General features: G+C 46.5%; 17 protein-coding genes and 1 tRNA gene. 11 read left to right on the top strand and 7 right to left on the bottom strand.

The features are described 5' to 3' along the window. The first annotated feature begins 303 nt into the window (after positions 1–303). The 4 genes from AAFP14_RS02190 (at position 304) to AAFP14_RS02175 (ending at position 8973) form a co-directional block, all read left to right on the top strand. Complete coding sequence (locus AAFP14_RS02190) at positions 304–3663, top strand: response regulator (protein ID WP_341730685.1); 3360 nt, start codon at positions 304–306, stop codon at positions 3661–3663. 78 nt (positions 3664–3741) lie between these two features. Beyond that, the gene (locus AAFP14_RS02185; protein WP_341730684.1) at positions 3742–6036 is read left to right on the top strand and encodes an ATP-binding protein; all 2295 of its coding nucleotides are present in this window, start codon (positions 3742–3744) and stop codon (positions 6034–6036) included. Beyond that, positions 6033–6503, top strand: coding sequence for a response regulator (locus AAFP14_RS02180; RefSeq protein WP_341730683.1), 471 nt, complete (start codon positions 6033–6035; stop codon positions 6501–6503). The genes AAFP14_RS02185 and AAFP14_RS02180 overlap by 4 nt, the downstream gene beginning before the upstream one ends. A gap of 358 nt (positions 6504–6861) precedes the next feature. After that, entirely contained in the window at positions 6862–8973 is a 2112-nt protein-coding gene (locus tag AAFP14_RS02175) for a DNA-binding protein (protein WP_341730682.1), read from the top strand. Positions 8974–9433: 460 nt separating this feature from the next. Here the strand turns inward: AAFP14_RS02175 and AAFP14_RS02170 are convergent, their stop codons facing one another. After that, positions 9434–10534, bottom strand: a complete 1101-nt coding sequence (locus AAFP14_RS02170; RefSeq protein ID WP_341730681.1) for a precorrin-8X methylmutase — start codon at positions 10532–10534, stop codon at positions 9434–9436. Between the two features lie 243 nt (positions 10535–10777). Here AAFP14_RS02170 and AAFP14_RS02165 point away from each other — a divergent pair, with 243 nt between their 5' ends. Further along, positions 10778–12691: a heavy metal translocating P-type ATPase gene (locus AAFP14_RS02165; RefSeq protein WP_341730680.1), complete on the top strand. Its 1914-nt coding sequence runs from the start codon at positions 10778–10780 to the stop codon at positions 12689–12691. Here AAFP14_RS02165 and AAFP14_RS02160 read toward each other — a convergent pair. Next, positions 12662–12943 (bottom strand): hypothetical protein, encoded by a 282-nt coding sequence (locus AAFP14_RS02160; protein ID WP_341730679.1) that lies wholly within the window; start codon positions 12941–12943, stop codon positions 12662–12664. The genes AAFP14_RS02165 and AAFP14_RS02160 overlap by 30 nt on opposite strands. 149 nt (positions 12944–13092) lie before the next feature. Between AAFP14_RS02160 and AAFP14_RS02155 the strand changes: the two genes are divergently transcribed. From AAFP14_RS02155 to AAFP14_RS02145, 3 genes are all read left to right on the top strand, one after another. Beyond that, entirely contained in the window at positions 13093–15144 is a 2052-nt protein-coding gene (locus AAFP14_RS02155) for an elongation factor G (protein WP_341730678.1), read from the top strand. Between the two features lie 80 nt (positions 15145–15224). Beyond that, positions 15225–15437: a DUF2839 domain-containing protein gene (locus AAFP14_RS02150; RefSeq protein ID WP_341730677.1), complete on the top strand. Its 213-nt coding sequence runs from the start codon at positions 15225–15227 to the stop codon at positions 15435–15437. Positions 15438–15552: 115 nt separating this feature from the next. Further along, positions 15553–15624: transfer RNA gene (locus tag AAFP14_RS02145), tRNA-Val, on the top strand. Between the two features lie 220 nt (positions 15625–15844). On the opposite strand, the gene AAFP14_RS02140 is transcribed toward AAFP14_RS02145, so the two are convergent. From AAFP14_RS02140 to AAFP14_RS02130, 3 genes are all read right to left on the bottom strand, one after another. Further along, positions 15845–16051: a type II toxin-antitoxin system HicB family antitoxin gene (locus tag AAFP14_RS02140; protein ID WP_333313260.1), complete on the bottom strand. Its 207-nt coding sequence runs from the start codon at positions 16049–16051 to the stop codon at positions 15845–15847. Then, positions 16051–16245: a type II toxin-antitoxin system HicA family toxin gene (locus AAFP14_RS02135; RefSeq protein ID WP_333253065.1), complete on the bottom strand. Its 195-nt coding sequence runs from the start codon at positions 16243–16245 to the stop codon at positions 16051–16053. Before AAFP14_RS02135 ends, AAFP14_RS02140 begins: the two co-directional genes overlap by 1 nt. Before the next feature lie 218 nt (positions 16246–16463). Beyond that, positions 16464–17072, bottom strand: a complete 609-nt coding sequence (locus tag AAFP14_RS02130) for a Uma2 family endonuclease (RefSeq protein ID WP_341730676.1) — start codon at positions 17070–17072, stop codon at positions 16464–16466. 189 nt (positions 17073–17261) lie between these two features. On the opposite strand from AAFP14_RS02130, the gene AAFP14_RS02125 reads away from it, so the two are divergent. Continuing rightward, positions 17262–18206 carry a nucleotidyltransferase domain-containing protein gene (locus AAFP14_RS02125; protein WP_341730675.1) on the top strand — a complete coding sequence of 315 codons (945 nt, stop codon included), beginning with the start codon at positions 17262–17264 and terminating at the stop codon, positions 18204–18206. Positions 18207–18316: 110 nt separating this feature from the next. On the opposite strand, the gene AAFP14_RS02120 is transcribed toward AAFP14_RS02125, so the two are convergent. Further along, positions 18317–19291, bottom strand: coding sequence for an isoaspartyl peptidase/L-asparaginase (locus AAFP14_RS02120; RefSeq protein ID WP_341730674.1), 975 nt, complete (start codon positions 19289–19291; stop codon positions 18317–18319). Positions 19292–19360: 69 nt separating this feature from the next. After that, a complete protein-coding gene (locus tag AAFP14_RS26650; protein ID WP_472851016.1) occupies positions 19361–19648 on the bottom strand; it encodes a DUF2256 domain-containing protein in 288 nt (95 codons plus the stop codon). 40 nt (positions 19649–19688) lie between these two features. On the opposite strand from AAFP14_RS26650, the gene AAFP14_RS02110 reads away from it, so the two are divergent. Together AAFP14_RS02110 and AAFP14_RS02105 are read left to right on the top strand one after the other, a co-directional pair. Further along, positions 19689–20639: an RNA methyltransferase gene (locus AAFP14_RS02110; RefSeq protein ID WP_341730673.1), complete on the top strand. Its 951-nt coding sequence runs from the start codon at positions 19689–19691 to the stop codon at positions 20637–20639. 41 nt (positions 20640–20680) lie between these two features. Continuing rightward, entirely contained in the window at positions 20681–22294 is a 1614-nt protein-coding gene (locus tag AAFP14_RS02105) for a serine hydrolase (protein ID WP_341730672.1), read from the top strand. The last annotated feature ends 71 nt before the right edge of the window (positions 22295–22365 follow it).

Genomic DNA, 22365 nt, shown 5'->3' with positions numbered 1-22365 from the left:
CAACAAGATCTCACCAATACAAACAATCTCGAAAAACCTGCCCACACACACAGATCGACCACATAAACCAGGATGTTTGTCAAATCCCAAAAATATCGCCAGGGATTTACCGTTGGGTGCGGGCGGGTTGAATAGATTGTCGATTATTCACGATTATTATTGGTGAAACCCGCCCCTACAGCGACATTTACTGAAAACCAGGGGATTTACCGTTGGGTGCGGGCGGGTTGAATAGATTGTCGATTATTCACGATTATTATTGGTGAAACCCGCCCCTACAGCGACATTTCCTGAAAACCAGTTATGAAAATTCCTTCTTTTTCTAACTTATTCGCCAGAGTTGCTGGGACACTTCCCCTACGAACTGTTTTAATTGTTCCTTTCGTTATACAAATTGTCGGGACGGTGGGATTGGTGGGTTATCTATCCTATAAAAACGGGCAACAGGCAGTTAAAGACTTAGCTTATCAGTTAATAGATGAAGTGGACGGGCGCGTTGAGCAAAATCTGCAAAATTACCTGGATGTCCCAAAGCAGATTAATCAAAACCATGCAGCAGCAATTCGCACAAGGGTTTTAGACTGGAAAAATTTTTCGGATTTAGAACGCTACTTTGCACAGCAATTACAAATCTATGCCACGGTTAGTAATGTGGCGATCGCCACTGAGCAAAAAGAATTCCTCGCTGTCGAAAAATCATTGGCAAATGATTCTTTGGTGATCCGAGTTATGGATAAATCTACGGATTACGCCTTTCACCGCTATGCTGCCGATCGTCAAGGGAAGCGAATTAAGCTCACCAAAGTAAGACATGACTACGATCCGCATAACGATCCACCTAAAGGTCGTCCCTGGTATCGAGCCGCCCAGGAAGCAGGTAAAGCAATTTGGCTTCCAGTTGTTAATTTATCACAGGGAGTCGATCGTCCTTTATTGACAATTGTTAACTTTTTGCCGTTTTCTGACCCAGATGGGAATTTTCAGGGAATTTTGGCATCCTCCCTCTATCTCCCTCAGTTTGCTAATTTTCTAAATAGTTTGGAAGTGGGACGGACAGGGCAGGTATTCATTATCGATCGCCTTGGCCTACTCATTGCGAGTTCCACAGGCGAGACACCATTTAAGCAAAAATTAGATTCAGATTATCTAAAAAACTTAAAGCCTCAAGAATGGAGACTGCTGGCTCAAAACAGTAGGAATCCCCTCACTCAGGCATCTGTTAATTTTCTGTTGACTCATCTTAAAAATTTTCCTAAAATTGAGCAAAATCAAAAATTAGAGTTTGACTTTAACCGCGCTCGCTATTTCTTACAGGTGAACCAGATCTCGGATAAATCTGAGTTGGATTGGTTGATTATCACAGTCGTTCCAGAAGCCGACTTCATGGCACAAATTTATGCCAATACTCGCACGACTATCCTGCTGTGTATCGCGTCATTAATCGGGTCTACAGGTATTGGGATTATTACGGCTCGTTGGGTTACAAAACCCATTCTGGATTTAAATAAAGTTGCTAAAAATATTGCCCGGGGCGAATGGCATAAATCAATAGAAATTGAACGCTCTGATGAATTGGGACAATTAACAAAGACGTTTAATCTGATGTCTGGTCAACTGAAACAGTCATTTGCAGACCTCCAATCCTTAAATGAAGCCTTAGCCCAGAGCGAGAGCAAACTGAATCAAATTCTCGAAGCGATGCCAGTGGGGGTAGCAGTTCACGATCTTACCGGACAAATCATTTACGTTAATCAGATGGCCAGACAGTTACTGGAGATCGACGAAACTTTACCCTCCGCTCAAACCGAGGAATTAGCAGCAACTTATCGCATTTATCACGCCGAAACCCAGCAGTTATATCCGGCGGAAAATTTGCCGATCGTGCGATCGCTTAAAGGCGAACAGGTGAGGCTTGACGACCTAGAAATTCGGTTTAGCGATCGCATCTTTCCCGCCGAAGTCTACAGTATGCCACTGTTCGACGAAACAGGGCAAATTGTCGGAGCCATTGCTGCTTTTGCCGACATCACCGATCGCAAACAAGCAGAAAAATTCTTAGCCAATTACAATCGCACCTTAGCAGCCCAAGTTACAGAACGTACCGCCGAGTTAGCCCGCACCAACTCTCAATTAGAACAGGAAATTTGCGATCGCAAACAAACAGAAATCGCCCTTGCAGCAGCCAAAGAAGCCGCCGAAGCAGCATCCCTAGCTAAAAGCACATTTTTAGCAAATATGAGCCACGAACTGCGCACCCCCCTCAACGGCATTATGGGCTACGCCCAAATCTTGCAGCGATCCAAAGACAGCACCGCCAAACAACAGCAAGATCTTCAGATTATCTACAAGTGCAGCGAACATTTGCTGACGCTGATTAACGATATTTTAAGCTTGTCTAAAATCGAAGCCAACAAACTCGAACTTAACCCGGAAATCTTTGATTTTGCCGAATTTCTGCAAGAAGTGTCAAAAATTTTTAGCCTCAAAGCTCAACAAAAATTAATCGACTTTACCTGCATCAATCTTACCCAACTACCACTCAGCATTTGTGCCGATCGCCAGCGGCTGCGCCAAATTTTAATTAACTTTTTGTCCAATGCGCTCAAATTCACCGACAAGGGTAGTGTCGTGTTGAAAGTTGGACTCAAAGACAGCAGCCCGGATGAATTAGAAATTGTGCAGCATGAAGCCGATAGCGATCGTCATTCATCGGGGCTAAATCACTCCCAGAAAATGCGCTTCCAAATAGAAGATACAGGCTGCGGTATCTCTCCCGAAAACGTAGCAAAAATCTTCTTACCCTTCGAGCAAGTCGGAGATATTTCTCGCCAAGCAGAAGGAACAGGCTTGGGATTAGCAATTACTAAAAATCTGCTTTCTTTAATGGGAAGTAAAATTTGTGTCGAGAGCAAGGCCGGAGTTGGCAGTAAGTTTTGGTTTGATTTAAAATTGCCTGTAAGTTCAGATTTAATCCCATCAATCTCCCTCAAATCAACCCAAAAAGTTATTGGATATCCAGGTCAAAAACAGAAAATATTGGTAATCGATGACCACTGGGAGAATCGATCGGTGATGATGAATTTGCTAGAACCTCTCGGCTTTGAAGTGGTAGAGGCAGCCGACGGAGAAACAGGTTTAAAAAAAGCTGTAGAATGGCAACCGGATTTGATTTTTTCTGACTTAGTAATGCCGGGGATGGATGGCTTACAACTGATCCAAAAACTGCGCCAATTACCTCAGTTTCAAAGTACAACCATCATAGCTGCCTCTGCCAGCGTGTTTAATGAAGACCGCCAAAAATGTTTAGAATTGGGCTACAGCGATTTTATCGCTAAGCCGATTCAAGCGGTAGAATTGCTAGACAAAATCCAGAATTATTTAAATTTTTCATGGATTTACGAACCAGCATCAAACGGGTCAAACTTGACTGAGGCTGTATTTTTAGCTGCTAGTCCGCAGGAAATGGTAGTGCCGCCCAAAGAAGAATTGCTTGCTTTGTATCAAGCAGCGGAGAGCTTTTATGTTGAAGATGTCGAATCGGAAATCAGACGGCTGCAACAATTACATCCAGAGTACAGTTCCTTTGTTGCTAGGATGCTGGAACTTTCCGAAGATTTTGAATATGAAAAAATCGTCAAAGTTATAGATGGATATTTATCGTAAAATCTAGTATAATGCAGCGGTTCAGCTACTTTATAACTAACAAACACACTGTACCATAATTTTACCAAAAAATAGCCCATGACCGAGCACCCAATCGATCTGACAAACTGCGATCGCGAACCGATTCATATTCCGGGAACGATCCAGCCTCACGGAGTTTTGCTAGTTTTGCAAGCTTCCAGCCTCGAAATCATTCAAACCAGCAGCAACACTCAGGAATTGATTGGTCGCGCACCCGCAGAACTGCTGGGAAAGCCGCTCTCAAACTTATTCGAGGCCGAGCAAATTCAGCAGATTCAACAATGCTTGAAATCTGATTTTGATAATATTAATCCCCTCAATTTGTCATTCGAGCATCTGGAGAATTTAATTTATTTTGATGGAATATTACATAGTTTAGATACAGTCATTATTCTGGAATTAGAGGCGAAACAGGTCAAACAAAAAAACGATTTTTTTGAATTCTACCACCAGGTAAGAGGAACCATTACCCGGATTCAAAAAGCACCAACGCTGTTAGAAATGTGCCGGGTAGTTGTGAAGGAAGTCCGGCGAATCACTGGCTTCGATCGCGTGATGATCTACAGATTCGATCCAGAAGGAGCAGGCTGCGTCATTGCGGAAGATACCGACCACGAAACGCCTTATCTCAACTTACATTATCCCTCCTCTGATATTCCCCAACAAGCCAGACAGCTATACACCCTCAACTGGCTGCGCTTAATTTCCGATGCCAACTATCAGCCAGTTCCCTTAATTCCAGAGACAAATCCCGTCACAAATCAACCCCTCGATCTGAGTCGATCGGTATTGCGGAGCGTTTCTCCCCTGCATCTAGAATACCTGAAAAATATGGGCGTGACTGCCTCTATGTCAATTTCGCTAATGCAAGATGGCAAGCTGTGGGGGTTGATTGCCTGTCATCATTTGTCTCCCAAATATGTTCCCTATAACATCCGCACCGTTGGCGAATTTATCGGACAGGTGATGTCTGTAGAATTGGCAAATAAAGAATCCAGTGAAGACAGCGACTACAAAATACAATTGAAGTCGCTGCAAACTCAGTTTATCGAAGCCTTGTCTCAAGCTGAATATCTTATGGATGGCATGGTGCAACTGAAATCTCAGTTGCTCCATTTGGTGAATGCCACTGGAGCGGTAATCTACAATAGCAAGGAGTGCATTCTAGTGGGTGAAACACCATCGGAACCAGAAGTATATGCCTTACTCGATTGGATTCTACCTCGCTTTAAGCACAGCTTATTTGAAACGCGATCGCTCTCTAAAGATTACCCGGAAGCCGAGTCATTTAAGGCGATCGCCAGTGGCGTATTAGCCCTAGAAATTTCCAAAACTCACCAAAATTACATTCTTTGGTTTCGTCCCGAAGTATTTCAAACCGTGAATTGGGGCGGCAATCCCAACAAGCCTGTAGAAGTTTTAGAAGACGGTAGCTTGCGAATGTCTCCCCGCAAATCCTTTGAGTTGTGGCAGGAAACAGTGCAAGGCTGTTCCTTGCCCTGGAAACCCTGCGAAATCGAAGTGGTTGCCGAACTACGTAGCCTGATTGTGGGTATTGTGCTGCACCAAGCAGAGGAAATGGCATCGATGAATTTTGAATTGCAGCGCAGCAATGAAGAACTCGATTCCTTTGCCTACATTGCCTCTCACGATTTGAAGGAACCGCTGCGAGGCATTCACAATTACGCCAATTTCTTGATGGAGGACTATGCAGATGTACTGGATGACGATGGAGTGGGGAAACTAAAAACTATGGTGCGGCTGACACAGCGCATGGAAGATTTGATTAATTCACTCCTCCACTTTTCCCGCGTGGGACGCGCTGAGTTGATACGGCAAACTTTAAATCTAGATGAATTAGTACAAGAGGCGATCGCCACCCTCACTATTTCCCGACCCCAGAGTGAAATAGAGTTTCGCGTTCCTCGCCCTCTGCCCAACATTAAGTGCGATTTCAATCAAATTAACGAACTTTTCACCAACCTGATTGGTAACGCGATTAAGTACAACGATAAAGCCCAGAAATTTGTGGAAATTGGCTTTATCGAAAATCCGCCGCCCCAGAGCACTCAGGAGGCTGCTACCCAGGAGCAAGATCCACCAGCACTCGGAACTCACTACACCTTCTACGTGCGCGATAACGGCATTGGCATCTCGTTACAGCATTTTGAAAAAATATTTCAGATATTCCGTCGCTTGCACGGGCGGAATGACTTTGGCGGTGGCACGGGGGCAGGGTTAACTATTGCCCGCAAAATCGTAGAACGGCACGGTGGCAGAATTTGGGTGGAATCGAGCCTGAATGAAGGCAGTACGTTTTATTTCACCCTATCGGCGGAGGCAACCCTATGACTAACAGTTTCAGCACTCCACTCAGGCAAACTCGATCGCTGCTAGTGGTGGAAGATAGCAACGAAGACTTTGAGGCACTAAAGCGCTTTTTGATGCGATCGCCCATTGCCCCTAACGTGGTGCGGTGTATGAATGGCGAGCAAGCCTTGGCGTTTCTTTACCGAACTGGCAGTTATGTCGATCGCAAAATTGCTCCCCGTCCCGGCTTGATCGTGCTTGACCTAAATCTGCCTGGAATTGACGGCCGCGAGGTTTTGTGCCAGATCAAACAAGATGCCAAGCTCAAAACCATCCCGATTGTAGTTTTTACTACTTCCAACAATCCTAAAGATATCCAAGAATGCTACCAATACGGAGCCAACAGCTACATTGTCAAGCCGATCGATTTTGCTCAACTGAAACGAGATGTGCAAATGCTCGTAGATTACTGGTTTGAGGTGGCGACGCTGCACGATTGGGAGGATTAATCGACAGCTTGCCGGCATGGCCAATGTATTGGCGATCGCCCTACGGATGGCCTCGATTTTTGTCTAAAAAAACTACTTAAAATTTCGCAAAATGAGGAAAAAACTGATTGTCATAGTCAAGGGTGCGGAGTGTAAGTCGATCGGTAACTGCAAAATTGCACTATGGTAGAACAGGCAAGATGCGTGTTTTAAATTTTTAAGGGCGGGTTCTCCTGCCACCCCACAATCAAAAAAACTAAGTATTGTGGAACAGGCCTCAACAGTCTGTTAATAGATTTACCAGTGGGGTCAGTTCTTCCATCAAAAATCCCAGCTCCGAAATCTAAAATCGAGATCGTCGATATATATATGGAATTCTATGCAGTTGCAGCGGCAATTTAGCGGACAACTGATCGCGATCGACACTAACACGGCGATCGCCAGTGGAGGTGAAGGTCGCATCTATCCCCTCCCCCAAGACCAGTCCCTAGTAGCAAAAATTTACCACAGACCGACAGAAGAAGACGGCGACAAACTCACAGTCATGTTTAGTATGCCACCAGATGCGCCGATCGCCGCACCGGGACACGCTTCAATTGCTTGGCCACTGGATTTACTGCATACTGTCGGCGGGCGAGAAAAAATCGTCGGTTTTGTGATGCCCCGCGTCACCAAGGTATCGCCAGTTCACACTTTTTACACTCCCAAAACCCGTCGCGAACAAAAACCGCTATTTAACTATCTTTACCTGCATCGCACCGCCCGAAATCTGGCAGCCGCCGTCAACGCCCTCCATGTACGGGGTTACGTGATCGGCGATGTGAATGAGTCGAATATCCTCGTCACCGACACAGCTTTAGTAACCTTGGTAGATACGGATTCCTTTCAAGTACGCGATCCCTATACAGGTTACGTTTATCGATGTCCCGTGGGAAAGCCAGAGTTTACGCCACCGGAATTGCAGGGAAAAACTTTTCGGGATATTGACAGATCCCCAGAACATGATTTGTTCGGCTTAGCGGTGCTAATTTTTCAACTACTGATGGAAGGTACGCACCCGTTTTCAGGAGTTTATCTCGGTACGGATGAACCGCCGCCCTTAGAAGCAAGAATTCGATCGGGCCATTTCCCCTCTGGCACCAAGCGAATTCCCTATCGCCCCATGCCCGCAGCACCAGCTTGGGAAATGCTGCATCCCCGACTGCGACAGATGTTTATCCGCTGTTTTGAGGATGGGCACACCAGTCCTTTGGCGCGCCCGGATGCCAAAACTTGGGTAAATGCGCTGCGGGAAGCGGAAGATGCTCTAATTACTTGCAGCAGAAATAATCAACATAAATACGGCAATCATCTCAGTCGCTGTCCTTGGTGCGATCGGGCAAAACTGCTCAAAGGGCGCGATCCATTCCCCTCGCGGGAAGCAGTCCGCAACGGAGTGAACTTGCAGCCTGCGAAAAATCAGCGTCAGAAGCCCAAACCCCCCGTGGTTGTACGGGAGACCGCAAGACCCAGACAACAGCAGTCTACGGGACTGCCAAGGTCTCTAGGTCAATACCAGCCGCCACTGTTGCCGATGCCGATGTCTTCTCGGACTCCGCCTCCGACAGTACCTGTTAGCAAGTTGGAACGGGTATTTCAGGATGCTGTTTGGGGTGCTGTTTGGGGCGGTTTGTGTTTGGCGGCGGTGGCGGGGGTATTTTCGGCGATCGCCCAGGGTGGTGGGGCGATTTTGGGGGCAATTTTTGTGGGTTCGATTTGGGGCGCTTTTTTTGGGATGATATGGGGCATTTTGGCTGTACCTCCGAATCGGATTTTGCGGAAGTGGGTGGGTGTTTTGGTGGGGACTTTGTGGGGGGCTTTTGTGTTGGCGGCGATCGGGGGTGTGGTGTTTGGGGCGATTAGTGAGAATCCGGCGATCGGTCGAGGAATTTGGTCTGGTGTGGGGGTGGGTATTGTCTGGGGCTTGGTTTGGACGAGCTTTAAGCCTCCTCTGATAGTGCCGATGGGGAGAGTTTGGGGCCGACGGGGAGCGTTTTTGGGGGCTGTCTGGGGGGCGTTTTTGGGGACTTTGGCTGGTGTTTGTTTGGGTTCGGGGTTGGTGGTGTGGCAGCAATATAGTGGGACGATGACTCCGGGGAATGAGTTTGCGAATTTGTTGTTGGTGGTGGGGATGGTAGCGGCGGGGGTGGGTTCGGTTGGTGGTATGGTTTCTGGGAGTTTGTTGGGTTTTTGTGGGTTTGCGCCGAAGTTGCCGGTGTCGTTTCAGCCTTCGGGGGTGAGTGGGGGATTTTTGGGAGGGATTTGGGGCAGTTTCTTGGGGGCGATCGTCGGTATGGTGCTGGGTGGGGGCTTGTCGGTAGTGTTTCCGGCTATCAACCCTGGGGTGGTGGGAGATTTTGCTCCTGTGGCGGGGGCGATCGTTGGTTCGGGTTTAGGGGCGATTTGGGGGGTGGTTTCGGGTATGGTGTGGGGGGCTTTGGGGAAATGGTGAATCCTTGCCGAAAAAGCTGGAGCAGTCGTCGTTCCGCAGAAACCTGCTTATACTTCAATGGTTCTGTGCTATCGGAATGAAATTATTTTCACCGATTGCGGTATACGGAACTATTGGGATGAGCAACATTCTTTAATGGTCGATCGCGATCTTAATGCTGCGATTAACGTAAAAAGACTGGGGTTGGACATTTTCCCCAGTATAAAACGCCGTAGTGGGAATCTTTCCATAGTTGGTTCTATGGATAAAGCGTACCAGAAGGAAATCTTACATACCCTTCATCGGGCTGTTAAGAAGCCCACATCATAATCTGTACTCAGATTTGATGTGGGAGTATGTCACGATTTACGCAGTGTTTAGAAACTGAGTTTTTTTACAAAAATACTTGATTATCAACCGCAGATTCGGTAAAAAACCCGGTTTCTGATCCCCATCGTCTGATAACTCTCAAAACAAATTTTCACTTGAGATGACAATGACAATTCGGCTTTTCAATCAAAGACTCAACCAAAGCATTCAAAGCCACCGCCGCCAACAATCCACCGCCAAAAGTCCCCACAGTCGTAATATAAGGAACACCCGATCGCACTAAACGCCGTTTCGCCACTGGAGCATGACTAAAACCGATCGGCATACCAATCACCAAAGCCGGTTGCAGTTCCCCTAGCTCGATCGCCTCACAAACAGCCATTAACACAGAAGGCGCATATCCTATCACCAATATACATCCTTTTTCCACTTGCAACAACTGTTCACACCATCCTTTTTTTTGCCAAAATTCCTGTTCCGCTTCCCCAGGAGCATTAATGTGTGGAGCGTCAATTAAATTGACAATACTTGTTCCCAAATGTGCTAACCTAGTAGCATCCAAAGCAGCAAAAACTGGCGACACATCAGCCACAATTTGACAGCGATTTTTCAAAGCTTCCCGCGCCGATTGAATCGCAGTTTCGCTCAACTTCACAAACGGCAATAGGGAACAATCACCACTAGCTAATACCAGTTTTGAAAGCAAGTCTACCTCAATTTCTGAGCGATCGCTCAAATCCGGCAACAAATGCTGCAAAGATTCCTCAAAATTCTCCGGGTGAGAATGCGCCACAGCATCCCAACTCTCCCACAACTGTTCCAACTCACCCAATCCCCCCTCAGTTTCCACCTGTAACAGCCTCATTTGCGCCAATGCTTCCCCTTGAACCGCTTGACAGGAGAGATCCCGCCCCAGCAAACCCTCCAGCGCTAAAGCCGTTTGTCGGAGGCGAACTATCTGCTCAGTAACAGAAAGATACTGTTGCTGTAGAGTCCCCATCAGCGCGTCAGGAGAAGCATCCCCATCAGTTTCTAACAACTTGCGGATGTGGGAAAGCTGAAAACCTTGCTGTTTTAGTGCGACTATTTTTTGCAGTTTCTGCACATCGCTGCGGGTGTAGAGTCGGTAATTAGAGGTCGATCGCACTGCGGTCGAAAGCAGCCCCAAGGAGTGATAATGTCTTACCATCCGGGGGGTGACAGCACCTTGAACTGCTTCTGTAAGTTGTTTGATTGTGAGGTATTTGGGCATTAGATTTGAGATGCTTGAATTATATATTGGGCCATCGCATTCACCCGCAAGTCCTATCTCAACTCTCTTCAGTCCTCTGTGAGAGGACTTGCGCTTTCTCGACAGGGATTTCAATCCCTGTCGGAATCTCGGATGTAACCAGGGGCGAGTTGATGACGAATTTATTTTGGTTTTACTCTTGACATTGACATTAATGTCAAGGTTTAGGCTACAGAAGTCATTCTACCAAATCAAATTTTTCCAATGACTTCTAATTCCATCTCAATTTCTCGCATCTCTCAGTTAGCAGAAGAACATCCCGACGCTTTAACCGCCACCCTGTGTGGAATTCTGGTCATTTTGGGTTCCCTAGCGCTGCAACTAGGCTGGTTGGGCTTGGCTATATTCATCCTCCCGGCTGCTTATGTCATCGGCGGTTATTCCAGCGCCCGCGAAGGATTAACGACGCTTTTTCAAGAACATGAATTAGATGTCGATTTGCTAATGATTGTGGCTGCTTTGGGGGCGGCAGGTTTGGGACTGTGGCGACATGAATATCATTTAATTGTTGACGGCGCTGTGTTGATTTTAATCTTTGCGATTAGCGGTGCCCTAGAAGGTTATGCTATGCAGCGGACTGAACGCAGCATCCGCAGTTTGATGAGTTTGACTGCGGATACTGCTAGAGTTGTGGTGGATGGCGATGAAAGGAAAATTGCGATCGATAAATTGCAAATTGGCGATCGCATTTTAGTCAAGCCAGGAGAAATAATTCCCACGGATGCGATAATTTTAGAAGGTGCTAGCAGCCTCAATCAAGCCTCAATCACCGGCGAATCTATGCCCGTGGAAAAAACAGCGGGTGATGAAGTTTATGCCGGAACAATTAACGGTTTCGGCGCGCTACAAATAGAAGTCCACAAAACCCCAGAAAGCAGTTTAATTCAGCGCGTCATTCGGCTGGTACAGCAAGCACAAACCGCAGCACCTCCTTCTCAAATGTTTGTGGAAAAATTCGAGCGTGGTTATGCTCGATTTATTGTAGTTTTTGGCTTGCTGTTGGCAACTTTGCCACCATTTATTTTCGGTTGGAATTGGGAAGATACAATCTATAGGGCATTGATTTTCCTAGTAGTTGCTTCTCCCTGCGCGCTGATGGCTTCGATTATGCCCGCCCTACTTTCGGGAATTGCCAATGGGGCGAAACAGGGAATTTTGTTTAAAAGTGGCGCGCAGTTAGAGATAATTGGTAAAGTCAGGGCGATCGCCTTTGATAAAACAGGAACTCTAACTACCGGAAAACCGGAAGTTATCCAAATTGTCCCCGCCACCGGATATACTGAAACAGAAGTTCTGCAATTAGCGGCCGCCTTGGAAACTTACTCAGAACACGCGATCGCAATTGCCATTGTCGAAGCCGCCCAAAAGCAAAAATTAGCACTTCCCATCGCCACCGAAGTTCAAGCCAAAGTCGGCCAAGGAATTGTCGGCAAAATCAACAACCAAATCATCTCCATTGGTAAAGCTAATTTTGTAAAAGCAACAGGAGAGTTAACTCAAGTCAGTCAACAGTTGCAAGCAGCAGGAAAAACAGTGGTTTGGGTGAGTCAGGGCGATGAACTGTTGGGCATAATTGCTGTAGCAGACACCCTCCGCCCCGAAGCAGCCAATACCATCAAACGCTTGACCAAGTTAGGCGTAGAACATATAATTATGCTAACGGGTGACAATCAGCAAACAGCTCAATACATCGCCCACGAATTAGGCATCAAAGAAGTCTATGCCGAACTGTTACCAGAAGACAAAGTAGCCGTAATTCAACGACTGCAAAAACAATATCAAACCGTCGCCATGGTAGGAGACGGTATCAACGATGCCCCCGCCCTCGCTCAAGCCTCTGTGGGAATTGCCATGGGAATTGCTGGCAGCGATGTAGCTTTGGAAACTGCGGATATCGTATTAATGGCCGATCGATTGGAACAGCTAGCAAAAGCAATTATTTTAGGGCGTCGCGCTCAAAATGTTGTCAAACAAAACATTGTTTTTGCACTCAGTTGTATTATGCTATTACTGGCGGCTAATTTTATCGGAAATATTACCATGCCTTTAGGTGTCATCGGTCACGAAGGCTCTACAGTAATAGTAACATTAAGCGGCTTGCGATTGCTGAGAAATTAGAGAAATGCGACGCAGAGGAAGAGCGACATCAAATCCACCATAACTAGGAATAATTAGCCCCCTTTCCTCCTCCTCTGCGCTCTCTGCGCTCTCTGCGGTAAAAAAAATCAAAATAACAACAAGAGCCACATAAAATCCACCATAACTAGGAATAACTAGCCCCCTTTCCTCCTCCTCTGCGCTCTCTGCGCTCTCTGCGGTAAAAAAAATCAAAATATTAAGAAAAAATACAATTTTTGTTTTGTCACCCAAAACACGCTAGGGTCAAAAGTATTGAATCATACCAAAATCTAAAATTGCTCTAGAGTGCAATCAAAAATTACCTAGAAACAGTCTAGAAGATGAGATTCAATTTAATCCACTCTAGAGCAATTGAAAACTTGTTTTCAGTCGGAGGCAATATGAACCACAAAGTCATTGGGGCCACGCGGAACATTGCAATTGTTGGCCCTTATTTAAGCGGTAAAACCGCACTGCTGGAGAGTTTACTATCGGTGACAGGGGCAATTACCCGCAAAGGTAATGCCAAAGATGGCAATACAATAGGTGATAGTTCCCCCGAAGCGCGCGATCGCAAAATGAGCACAGAAGTGAACGCCGCGAGCACAGAATACGAAAATGTCCGCTTCACATTTCTTGACTGTCCAGGGTCCATCGAATTTGCTCAAGAAACTCTCAACGCACTCATCGGTGTAGACGCGGCCATAGTAGTTTGCGAACCCGTAACCGATCGAACTCTCACCCTCGCGCCCCTGTTTAAATTCCTCGATGATTGGGAAATTCCCCACCTAGTTTTTGTCAACAAAATAGACCGCGCTTGTACCGACGAAACGACTTGCGGTAGCAACTTTACCAACATCATCAACGCACTCAAATCTATTTCTAGTAGACCGATCGTACCTCACCAATATCCGATCGGACAAAACGAAAAAATCATCGGTTTCATCGACTTAGTAACCGAACAAGCTTATCACTACCATCCAGGAGCCCCCGCCGATCCCGTACCGCTACCAGAACACCTCCAAGCCCAAGAAAACGAAGCGCGGCAACAAATGCTGGAGGAATTGGCAAATTTTGACGATAATTTACTTGCAGAATTGTTGGAAGAAATCAACCCCCACACCGAAGAAATTACCCGCGATTTAAAGATGGAATTGGGTGCCGATTTAATCGTGCCCGTATTCATCGGTATTGCAGAACAAGATTTTGGGGTGCGCCCATTACTGGAAGCTTTGCTGCGAGAAGCCCCCGCCCCAGAAACAACAGCCCAAAGGCGCGGTCTTATACAAAGTGATGAAAAAGTCACCGCTCAAGTCCTGAAAACCTATTATACACCCCAGGGTGGCAAACTATCTTTAGTGAGAATATGGCAGGGGACCTTAGCAGATGGAACAACTTTGAACGGCATTCGAGTTAACGGTTTGTACCGTTTAAACGGCTGGCAAACCCAAAGCTTAACCAATGCCAGGGCCGGGGAAATAGTAGCTTTGGGACGGCTAGAAGGTGTAAACACAGGCGATACCCTGACAGTCGATCGCACCAAGTCATTGCCAAAAGCCGAAATATTGTCGCCAGTGTACGCCTTGGCGATCGCCCCTGAAAAACGCAACGACGAAGTAAAAATGACCAGCGCCCTAGCCAAACTCCTGGAAGAAGACCCATCTTTAGTTTGGCAACAGCACGGCGACACCCACGAAATTATACTTTGGGGTCAAGGCGAAATTCACCTGAAAGTATCTTTAGAGAGATTGCGCCGCAAGTATAACTTGCCGATGACAACTCACTTACCACAAGTACCCTACAAAGAAACCATCCGCAAACCCGCATCAGCCATCCACGGGCGCTACAAACACCAAAGCGGTGGCCATGGACAATTTGGTGACGTTTACCTAGACATTCAACCGCAGCCACGAGGAGAAGGCTTCAATTTCTGCGATCGCATCGTCGGTGGAGTCGTCCCCAAACAGTACATTCCCGGTGTAGAAATTGGGGTGCGCGAATATCTCGATCGCGGCCCCCTCGGTTTCCCTGTGGTAGACGTAGCTGTGACACTGACAAACGGTTCCTATCACAGCGTCGATAGTTCGGAACAAGCTTTCAAACAGGCGGCGCGTTTGGCGATGCAGGAGGGGATGCCGAAGTGTGAATCGGTGTTGCTGGAGCCGATCGCCAAAGTGGAGATTCACACTCCCAATGAGTTTACTTCAAAAGTGCTGCAATTAGTGAGCGGTCGCCGCGGTCAAATTCTCGGCTACGAAAGCAAATCAAACTGGAAAGGATGGGATACCGTTACAGCTTATGTGCCGCTAGCAGAAATGCAGGATTCCATTGTCGAATTGCGATCGCAAACCATGGGAGTCGGCTTTTTCCACTGGGAATTCGATCGGTTGCAGGAAGTACCAGAACCTTTAGCAAAGCGGGTTTTGTTAACTACTGGAAACGGTAAAAATTAAACCCTAGGGGCGGGTTTGACCTGTTGGCGTATAATTTGGTTCAGTATCCAATTGGAAATCTAATTTAGTAGACAAAGATTATGGGCGAATCTAAACGTCGCAAACAGGCGATCGGCGACAAGTATGGTGAAGAAGAACGTATCTATCCTTGGCTGCCGATCACGAAAACCCAAAGCGAAGATTTTGTAAAGTGGACAAGTCGGGGAAGCTGGATCGGGATTAGTTTGCTGGTTGCTTGGTGGGTTGTAGTACGATTTGTCGGCCCCGCGGCGGGCTGGTGGTTGGTTGATTGATGCTAGGCTCGACTAATGCCTGTGCGTGCGATCGGGCATTTTGTCGAGTGCCACTAAATTTTTCGGGAAATTGTGCTTGCAAATCTGGACATAGTATGATAGATTAGTTATCTACGGGCAATTAGCACAGTGGTAGCGCACTTCCTTCACACGGAAGGGGTCACAGGTTCAAATCCTGTATTGCCCATTTTTTTCACTCAAACTAACCCACATTTTTCACAGCTAACAGTAGGGTGCGTCAGGGGGAAATTCTTAGTTTATTGTCGTCACATTCTGCCCTGACGCACCCTACAACTTTCATGGGCGTGTAGCACTTCCTGCACAACATGAAAGTGAAAAGGGGGTATGAGGAAAAAATCAAGCAGGTAGAAAAACGGACTGGAAATAAAAATTAATTGGTGCTTAGCTTAAGCTTCAACATATTCGCAAATAGAGACAGGTTCGGGAATCGGAAAAGCATCCTCTTGTAGTCCTTCAATATGAAATGCGATCGCCTCTTTAATTAAATTCCTCACCTCTTCTAAACTTTCAGCCACAGCCACACATCCCGGTAAATCGGGAACATACGCACCGTAGCTAGTTTTACCTTTTTCAATTACCACAGCATAACGCATTAATCTTCCTCCTCTAGTTGAGATTGTCGCAAAACACTTTTAAGCGTACCAATTGGCATATCAATGCCTAAATTACCTGACACCGTGACAGTTCCAGCCTTTTCTGGGTGTTTGAATTGACGGTGACTGCCCCTTGTTCTAGCTAAATACCAACCATCATCTTCTAACATTTTAATAACTTCTCTAACTTTCATTGTTCATTTATCTATAAAATTCATCAACTCCCGCATTTATATCCCCATAATATGCTTTAACTTCAGCAACCTCTCGATTGTAACCTAGGGCGACTGATAAAAAACCTGATTCTGCTCAATCTGAAGACAATGTTCAACACAGTAAGCTAACAGTAGGGTGCGTCAGGGGGAAATTCTTAGTTTGTTGTCGTCACATTCTGCCCTGACGCACCCTACAACTAGAAAACAGGATGATCTTCGGGAAAAACAACATCTTCATACAGCAGAGAAATCGGACAGCAGAAATCAACGCTCGTAAAATCAACTTCTACTTCTGTACCGTCGATAGTTGTCGCGTCAAGACAATAAGCAGTGAGTTCCCATTTGCCTTTCTCATTGATGCGGTAACATTCCACGTTCAGGCGATCGGCTTCAATCAAAACATATTCTTTTAAACTTTCAATTTGACGGTAATTTCTAAATTTCTGGCCGCGATCGAATGCTTCTGTTCTTGGAGATAGCACTTCAACAATTAAACAGGGATGATAAATAACTTTACGGGCTTTTTGGTCGAGTGGATCGCAACTGACCATGACATCTGGATAGTGAAAAGGACCATTTTGCGAAACCCCTAGTTTGGCATCTGCCATAAAAACTTTACAACCTTTACCCCGCAAGTGATTTTTGAGTGCAGATGTCAGGTTGATCGCAATGGAGTTATGGGCCAGAATTCCCCCGGTCATAGCAAAGATTTCCCCATTCATATATTCATATTTAATGGGTTGTTGTTCTTCCCATTCCAGATATTCTTGGGGACTCATGAATTGAGGTTGTAGTTGAGAAATCATTTGAAATATCTCCTTCGATTACCATAGTATAACGCATTAATCTTCCTCCTTAATAATTAGACACTGTTCAACAAGGTCAAAATTGCCTTAGCTTGCGGGGCGGAACGCGATCGCCCAAAACTCCCTTTCCTTAATACTACACATATGTTACAATAATATTATAACTCTTGCCCCCCCGGAGGTTCCCTCATGGCAAATGCCAATATTTCCCAAAATTTCAACTTAATCATCCCCGCAGGAACCCAGATTGTCACCAAAATCGAGGTCAAAAACCCCGCCACTAATCAATCTTGGAAACCAGGAGCAGTAGGTGTCATCGTTCAATCGCCTACGGATAATTCTCACGCATATTTAGTCAAACTCCCAGACGGCACAGAAATCAGTTTACGGCGACACGAACTCAGTATCCGCAAGCAGTTTCAGAGCGAAGGATTGCAGTCAAAAGCAGATTTTTTAGCAGAATATAACCTGTATGATTCTGTCATTTACCGCTGCATAGTCGGTTCCAAAGCCTATGGTTTAGATAACGCGCAATCTGATACAGATCGGCGCGGGATTTATCTGCCACCCGCAAACCTTCATTGGTCGCTTTATGGGATTCCAGAGCAATTGGAAAACAAGCAAAATGATGAATGTTATTGGGAACTGCAAAAGTTTTTGATTGTGGCGCTCAAAGGTAATCCAAATGTGCTGGAATGTTTGTATACTCCTTTGGTAGAAACCCTTTCCCCTGTAGCACAAGAATTGCTGGAAATGCGGGAAATCTTTCTGTCTAAATTGGTTTATCAAACTTACAACGGCTACGTTTTATCTCAGTTTAAAAAAATGGAGCAAGACTTGCGAAATTCAGGAGAAATTCGCTGGAAGCACGCCATGCACTTAATTCGGTTGTTGTTGTCAGGAATTACGGTGCTCAAGGAGGGTTTTGTGCCGGTGCGAGTGGATGATTATCGATCGCAACTTTTGTCGATCCGCAATCAGGAAGTACCCTGGGATGAGGTGAATCAGTGGCGGCTGGATTTGCATCGAGAGTTCGATCGCGCCTTTGACTCAAGTTGCTTACCCGAACGCCCTAATTATGAAAAGGCTAATCAGTTTTTGATTAAAGCGCGCCGAAGTGCGATCGAGGATTAAGGTAGCTGCGAATCAATTCAGCTTGTCAGTAAGTGATAAAACTAACACCCATCGAGAACCCCGACTTGTTCAAGAAGCCGGGGAGCTAAACCACTTATTCAAAATGCTTTTTAAGCAATAAAAACTAGAGTTCCCTTACTCATTTCCAAACAATCGCCCATCTGCATACCATTGTGAAAAGCACCTAGAAGCACATCGCTAGTTTTACCACAAGCGATCGCACCAGTAGCATCAATACCAATTGCCCCAAAATCCCGTTTATGTTCGTCAGCTTCGGTAAAAGAACGCTCAAAAGCAGCTTTCAAACTAAAACCATCCGTCACCCGAATCACAATTCTGGCAGCCAAACACTCATCCATAATGTGTTCGCCAATTCCGGTACAACTTACCCCTGCACTTCCAGTAGCATAATTTCCCGCCGGCATCGCCGAGTCGCTAACCCGCCCAATCCGCTCAAAACCCTTACCACCAGTAGAAGTTCCCGCCGCCAAACGTCCCTCGGCATCCAAAGCTACGACTCCGATCGTACCTACCCCCCTTTCTCCCCCCTTACCAAGGGGGGACAGGGGGGGTGAGGCCGGTTCCGCCACCACAGTAGCCATGGCTCTGCTAAAATTGCCTTTGCGTTCCTCCATCCACTCATGTAAACGCAAATCCGTCATAGGATCGTAAATCGGCAAGTGAAGTTCTCGCAACAATTCCGCCGAGCCATAATCCGAGAGTACCCGATCGTCCGAAGTCTGCAAAAATTTAGCAAGTTCGATCGGATTTTGAACGCGAGAAACATTAATCGCCCCGCTGAAACGCTGCACAAAACCATCCATCAACGAAGCACTCATCCGAATTTGACCATCTGACTGCACCACAGAACCCGTACCCGCATTAAAACGTGGGTCATCTTCCAATAACCGACAGCCCCGCACCACTGCATCTACGGCACTCGCACCATCTTTGAGCAGGGGATAAACTTCCTCCAAAACATGATAAAGCGATTTACGTACCGCCTCAATTCCGCCTTTGCTATGTAGAGAACTGCCGGCACCGCCGTGAATAACTAACTTTGGTTGTACCTGTTGCGATGCCATACTTTTTAAATTAACCTAGGATTTTTCCTTTGCAATCTTAACCTCGGTTTTGTAAATGGCAAGAAATTCTTAATTTTCGGTGCTATGCCGACGGCGACGACAGCGTTCCGAGCAGTATTTGACATCATCCCAACACTCAGCCCATTTTTTGCGCCAAGTAAAAGGTCGATCGCACACCGGGCAAATTTTTGTAGGTAAATCGGATTTCGATCGCTGCTTAGCCATGTTAATTTTGACAATACATATAACTAATTTACATTTTGTATCATTTTCAAGAGCACGCAAGATGCCTGTTGCGAAAAAAACAATTTGCTTGTGGAACAGACATTGTTGATTGCTGAAACCCTTGCTCACCATTGCCTCTTCCTTCTTCCTTCGCTATATCTCCCTAAATTAAATGCTCTCAACGGCCGCCGCCAACATCCGAATTATCTTAGTTGAACCCGCAGGCCCTTTGAATGTAGGCTCTGTAGCCCGCGTGCTCAAAAATATGGGTTTGCACCAATTAGTTTTGGTCAATCCCCAGTGCGATTATTTAGGAGCAGAAGCCCGACTGATGGCTGTGCGCGCCGCCGATATATTGGAAAATGCCAGAGTAGTTGAGAGTTTGCCAGCGGCTTTGGTAGGCTGTACAAGGGCGATCGCCACCACAGGGGACGATCGCCCCTTAGCCACAAAGCCAGAAGCACCAGCAGATGCCTTACCTTGGCTCCTAGAAGCCCCCAGCGCTCTCATTTTTGGTCGAGAAGACTGTGGCCTAACCAACGCCGAATTAAACTATGCTCAGCGCCTGATCCGCATTCCCTCCAGCGAAGCTTACACCTCCCTAAATCTCGCCCAAGCCGTTGCTATCTGCTGCTATGAATTATATAAGTTAGTTCTTAACCCCCCCATCGAAGTCAACCCCCCCCTACCCCCCCCAAGGGGGGAAAAGAAGGAACCCCCCCCAAGGGGGGAAAATAAGGAAACTCCCCCCTACCTCCCCCAAGGGGGGAAGGAATCATCACCCCCCCCAACTCCCGGAAGGAATCATCACCTCCCCCAAGCGGTGAAGGAAGAAGATGCTTCTGCTACCTTAGAAAATTTAGAAGGATACTACCAGCAACTAGAAACTTTGTTGTTAAAAGTGGGATACTTGCATCCCCACACAGCAGCCAGCCGGATGGCAAAATTTCGCCATTTATATAATCGCGCCTATCCTTCCGTTGGGGAAGTCGCCATGTTGCGGGGGATTCTCCGACAAGTAGAATGGGCGATCGGAAAAACTCACCCGATCGGTCCTGTTTCTGATAGTCTGGATCAGGCGTTGCCCGATTATCCAGCTCAAAAGGCGAGCGATCCAGATTAAAAATCAGCAATTTGAAGTGTACATTGGTGAAGGAGTAAGACGTGGCAGAGCGGTTTCCCAAGCGATCGATATTCTCAGAGATCTCCTCAATATCATCTCAGCAGTCGAGCAAAACAAATCAGTCTAGCAAATCAGGCCGCCGCGGTTCCACCCAATCGCAGAAACCAAAACCGCCAGCTTCCAGTAAAGCAAAAGAACCTTCGACTCTACCATTGGAACCACCAAGCGGCAGCAGAATTAGGGCAAATTCCCCTGCTAATCCCCCCGCAGAATTAAACACACCAGACTTTTTATCCAATCCCCAATCTGCAATTACGGGTAAAAAACCCCGAACTAGCAAAACTCCCCAGTCGAAGAGCCGTCAATCTCCCAAAAAAGGCCTCGCTGCTGTAGATTTGTTCAATCCAGGGCCAACACCAGAAAATCTGAGTCCGGCCAGCAATCCCAACAGCCAGTTTATACCGCCAACCACCCCTGCATCCCGTCCCGGAAGTCGCTCCCAGTCCTATTTAGGTCGCATTGCAGACACTGAAACGCCTCCCAAGGTCAAAAAACGCCCCGACCCCAAACAGCGCCCCCAAGCCAGCGATAAACCCCGCAAACGACCCACACCTAGCACGACACCACCGCTGGTGTACGCTACTCGTTTGTTGATTTTGGGAGTTGGGATGGCGGTGATTTGCGGGACAATGTTGTCAGTGGTGAATGCTGTGAGTCGATCGGGTTCCACAGCGCAAGAACAGAACGCTCCAGGAGCTAATGGGCAACAAACTCCCGCAGAAAGTGATAGCGCCGCAGCTACAACCCTAGCCCCCCCTGCACTGCAACTGAATCAAGAATTAGCCACCCTCAAAACGCAAGTTCAGGTTTTGACCACGGACAACCCTAGCTTGACTGCGGGAGTATTCTTAGTCGATTTAGATAGTGGAAGCTACCTAAATGTTAACGGGGACACTACTTTTGCTTCAGCTAGTACGATTAAAGTGCCGATTTTAGTAGCTTTTTTCCAAGCTGTAGATGAGGGGAAAGTGCGACTAGATCAGATGTTGACTCTACGGGCCGAAGATATTGTGGGCGGTTCGGGAGAGATGCAAGACCAACCTCCGGGTACGAAGTATTCGGCTTTGGAAGTTGCCAAAAAAATGATTGTTGTCAGTGACAATACGGCGACAAATATGATGATTGAGTTGTTGGGAGGTGCAGAAGTTTTGAATCAGAAATTTGCAACCTGGGGTTTGAGGGCGACGGTTATTCGCAATAAATTGCCTGATTTAGAGGGAACCAATACTACCAGTCCCAAGGATTTGATTAATATTATTGCCCAGATCGATCGGGGTAATTTGGTGTCAGTGAAATCGCGCGATCGCATTTTTCAAATCATGAGGCAAACTAAAAATGATAGTTTGCTACCCAAAGGTTTGGGGGACGAGGCAATTATTGCTCATAAAACGGGAAATATCAACACTTTGCTAGCCGATGCAGGGATGGTAGATTTGCCAAACGGCAAGCGTTATTTAGTGGCGGTAATGGTGAAACATTCCCCGGAAACAGAGAAGCCTGCTCAAAGTTTGATTCGGGATATTTCTCGGATGAGTTATCAGTATTTAAATGATGGAGAATCTACGGTTGATGCTAAAGTAAAACTTAAAAATTAAACCACAAGGCAAAAGCCGCTTTAAAAAATTTTTTGTTGTTACCGGATTTTTAGTTTAACTGTTGTATATCT

Origin of the sequence: Microcoleus sp. EPA2, assembly GCA_020882975.1 — a bacterium.
GTDB lineage: Bacteria > Cyanobacteriota > Cyanobacteriia > Cyanobacteriales > Microcoleaceae > Microcoleus.
The sequence above is the reverse complement of the archived record's forward strand: the minus strand, read 5'-3'. Positions and strand labels throughout refer to the sequence as shown.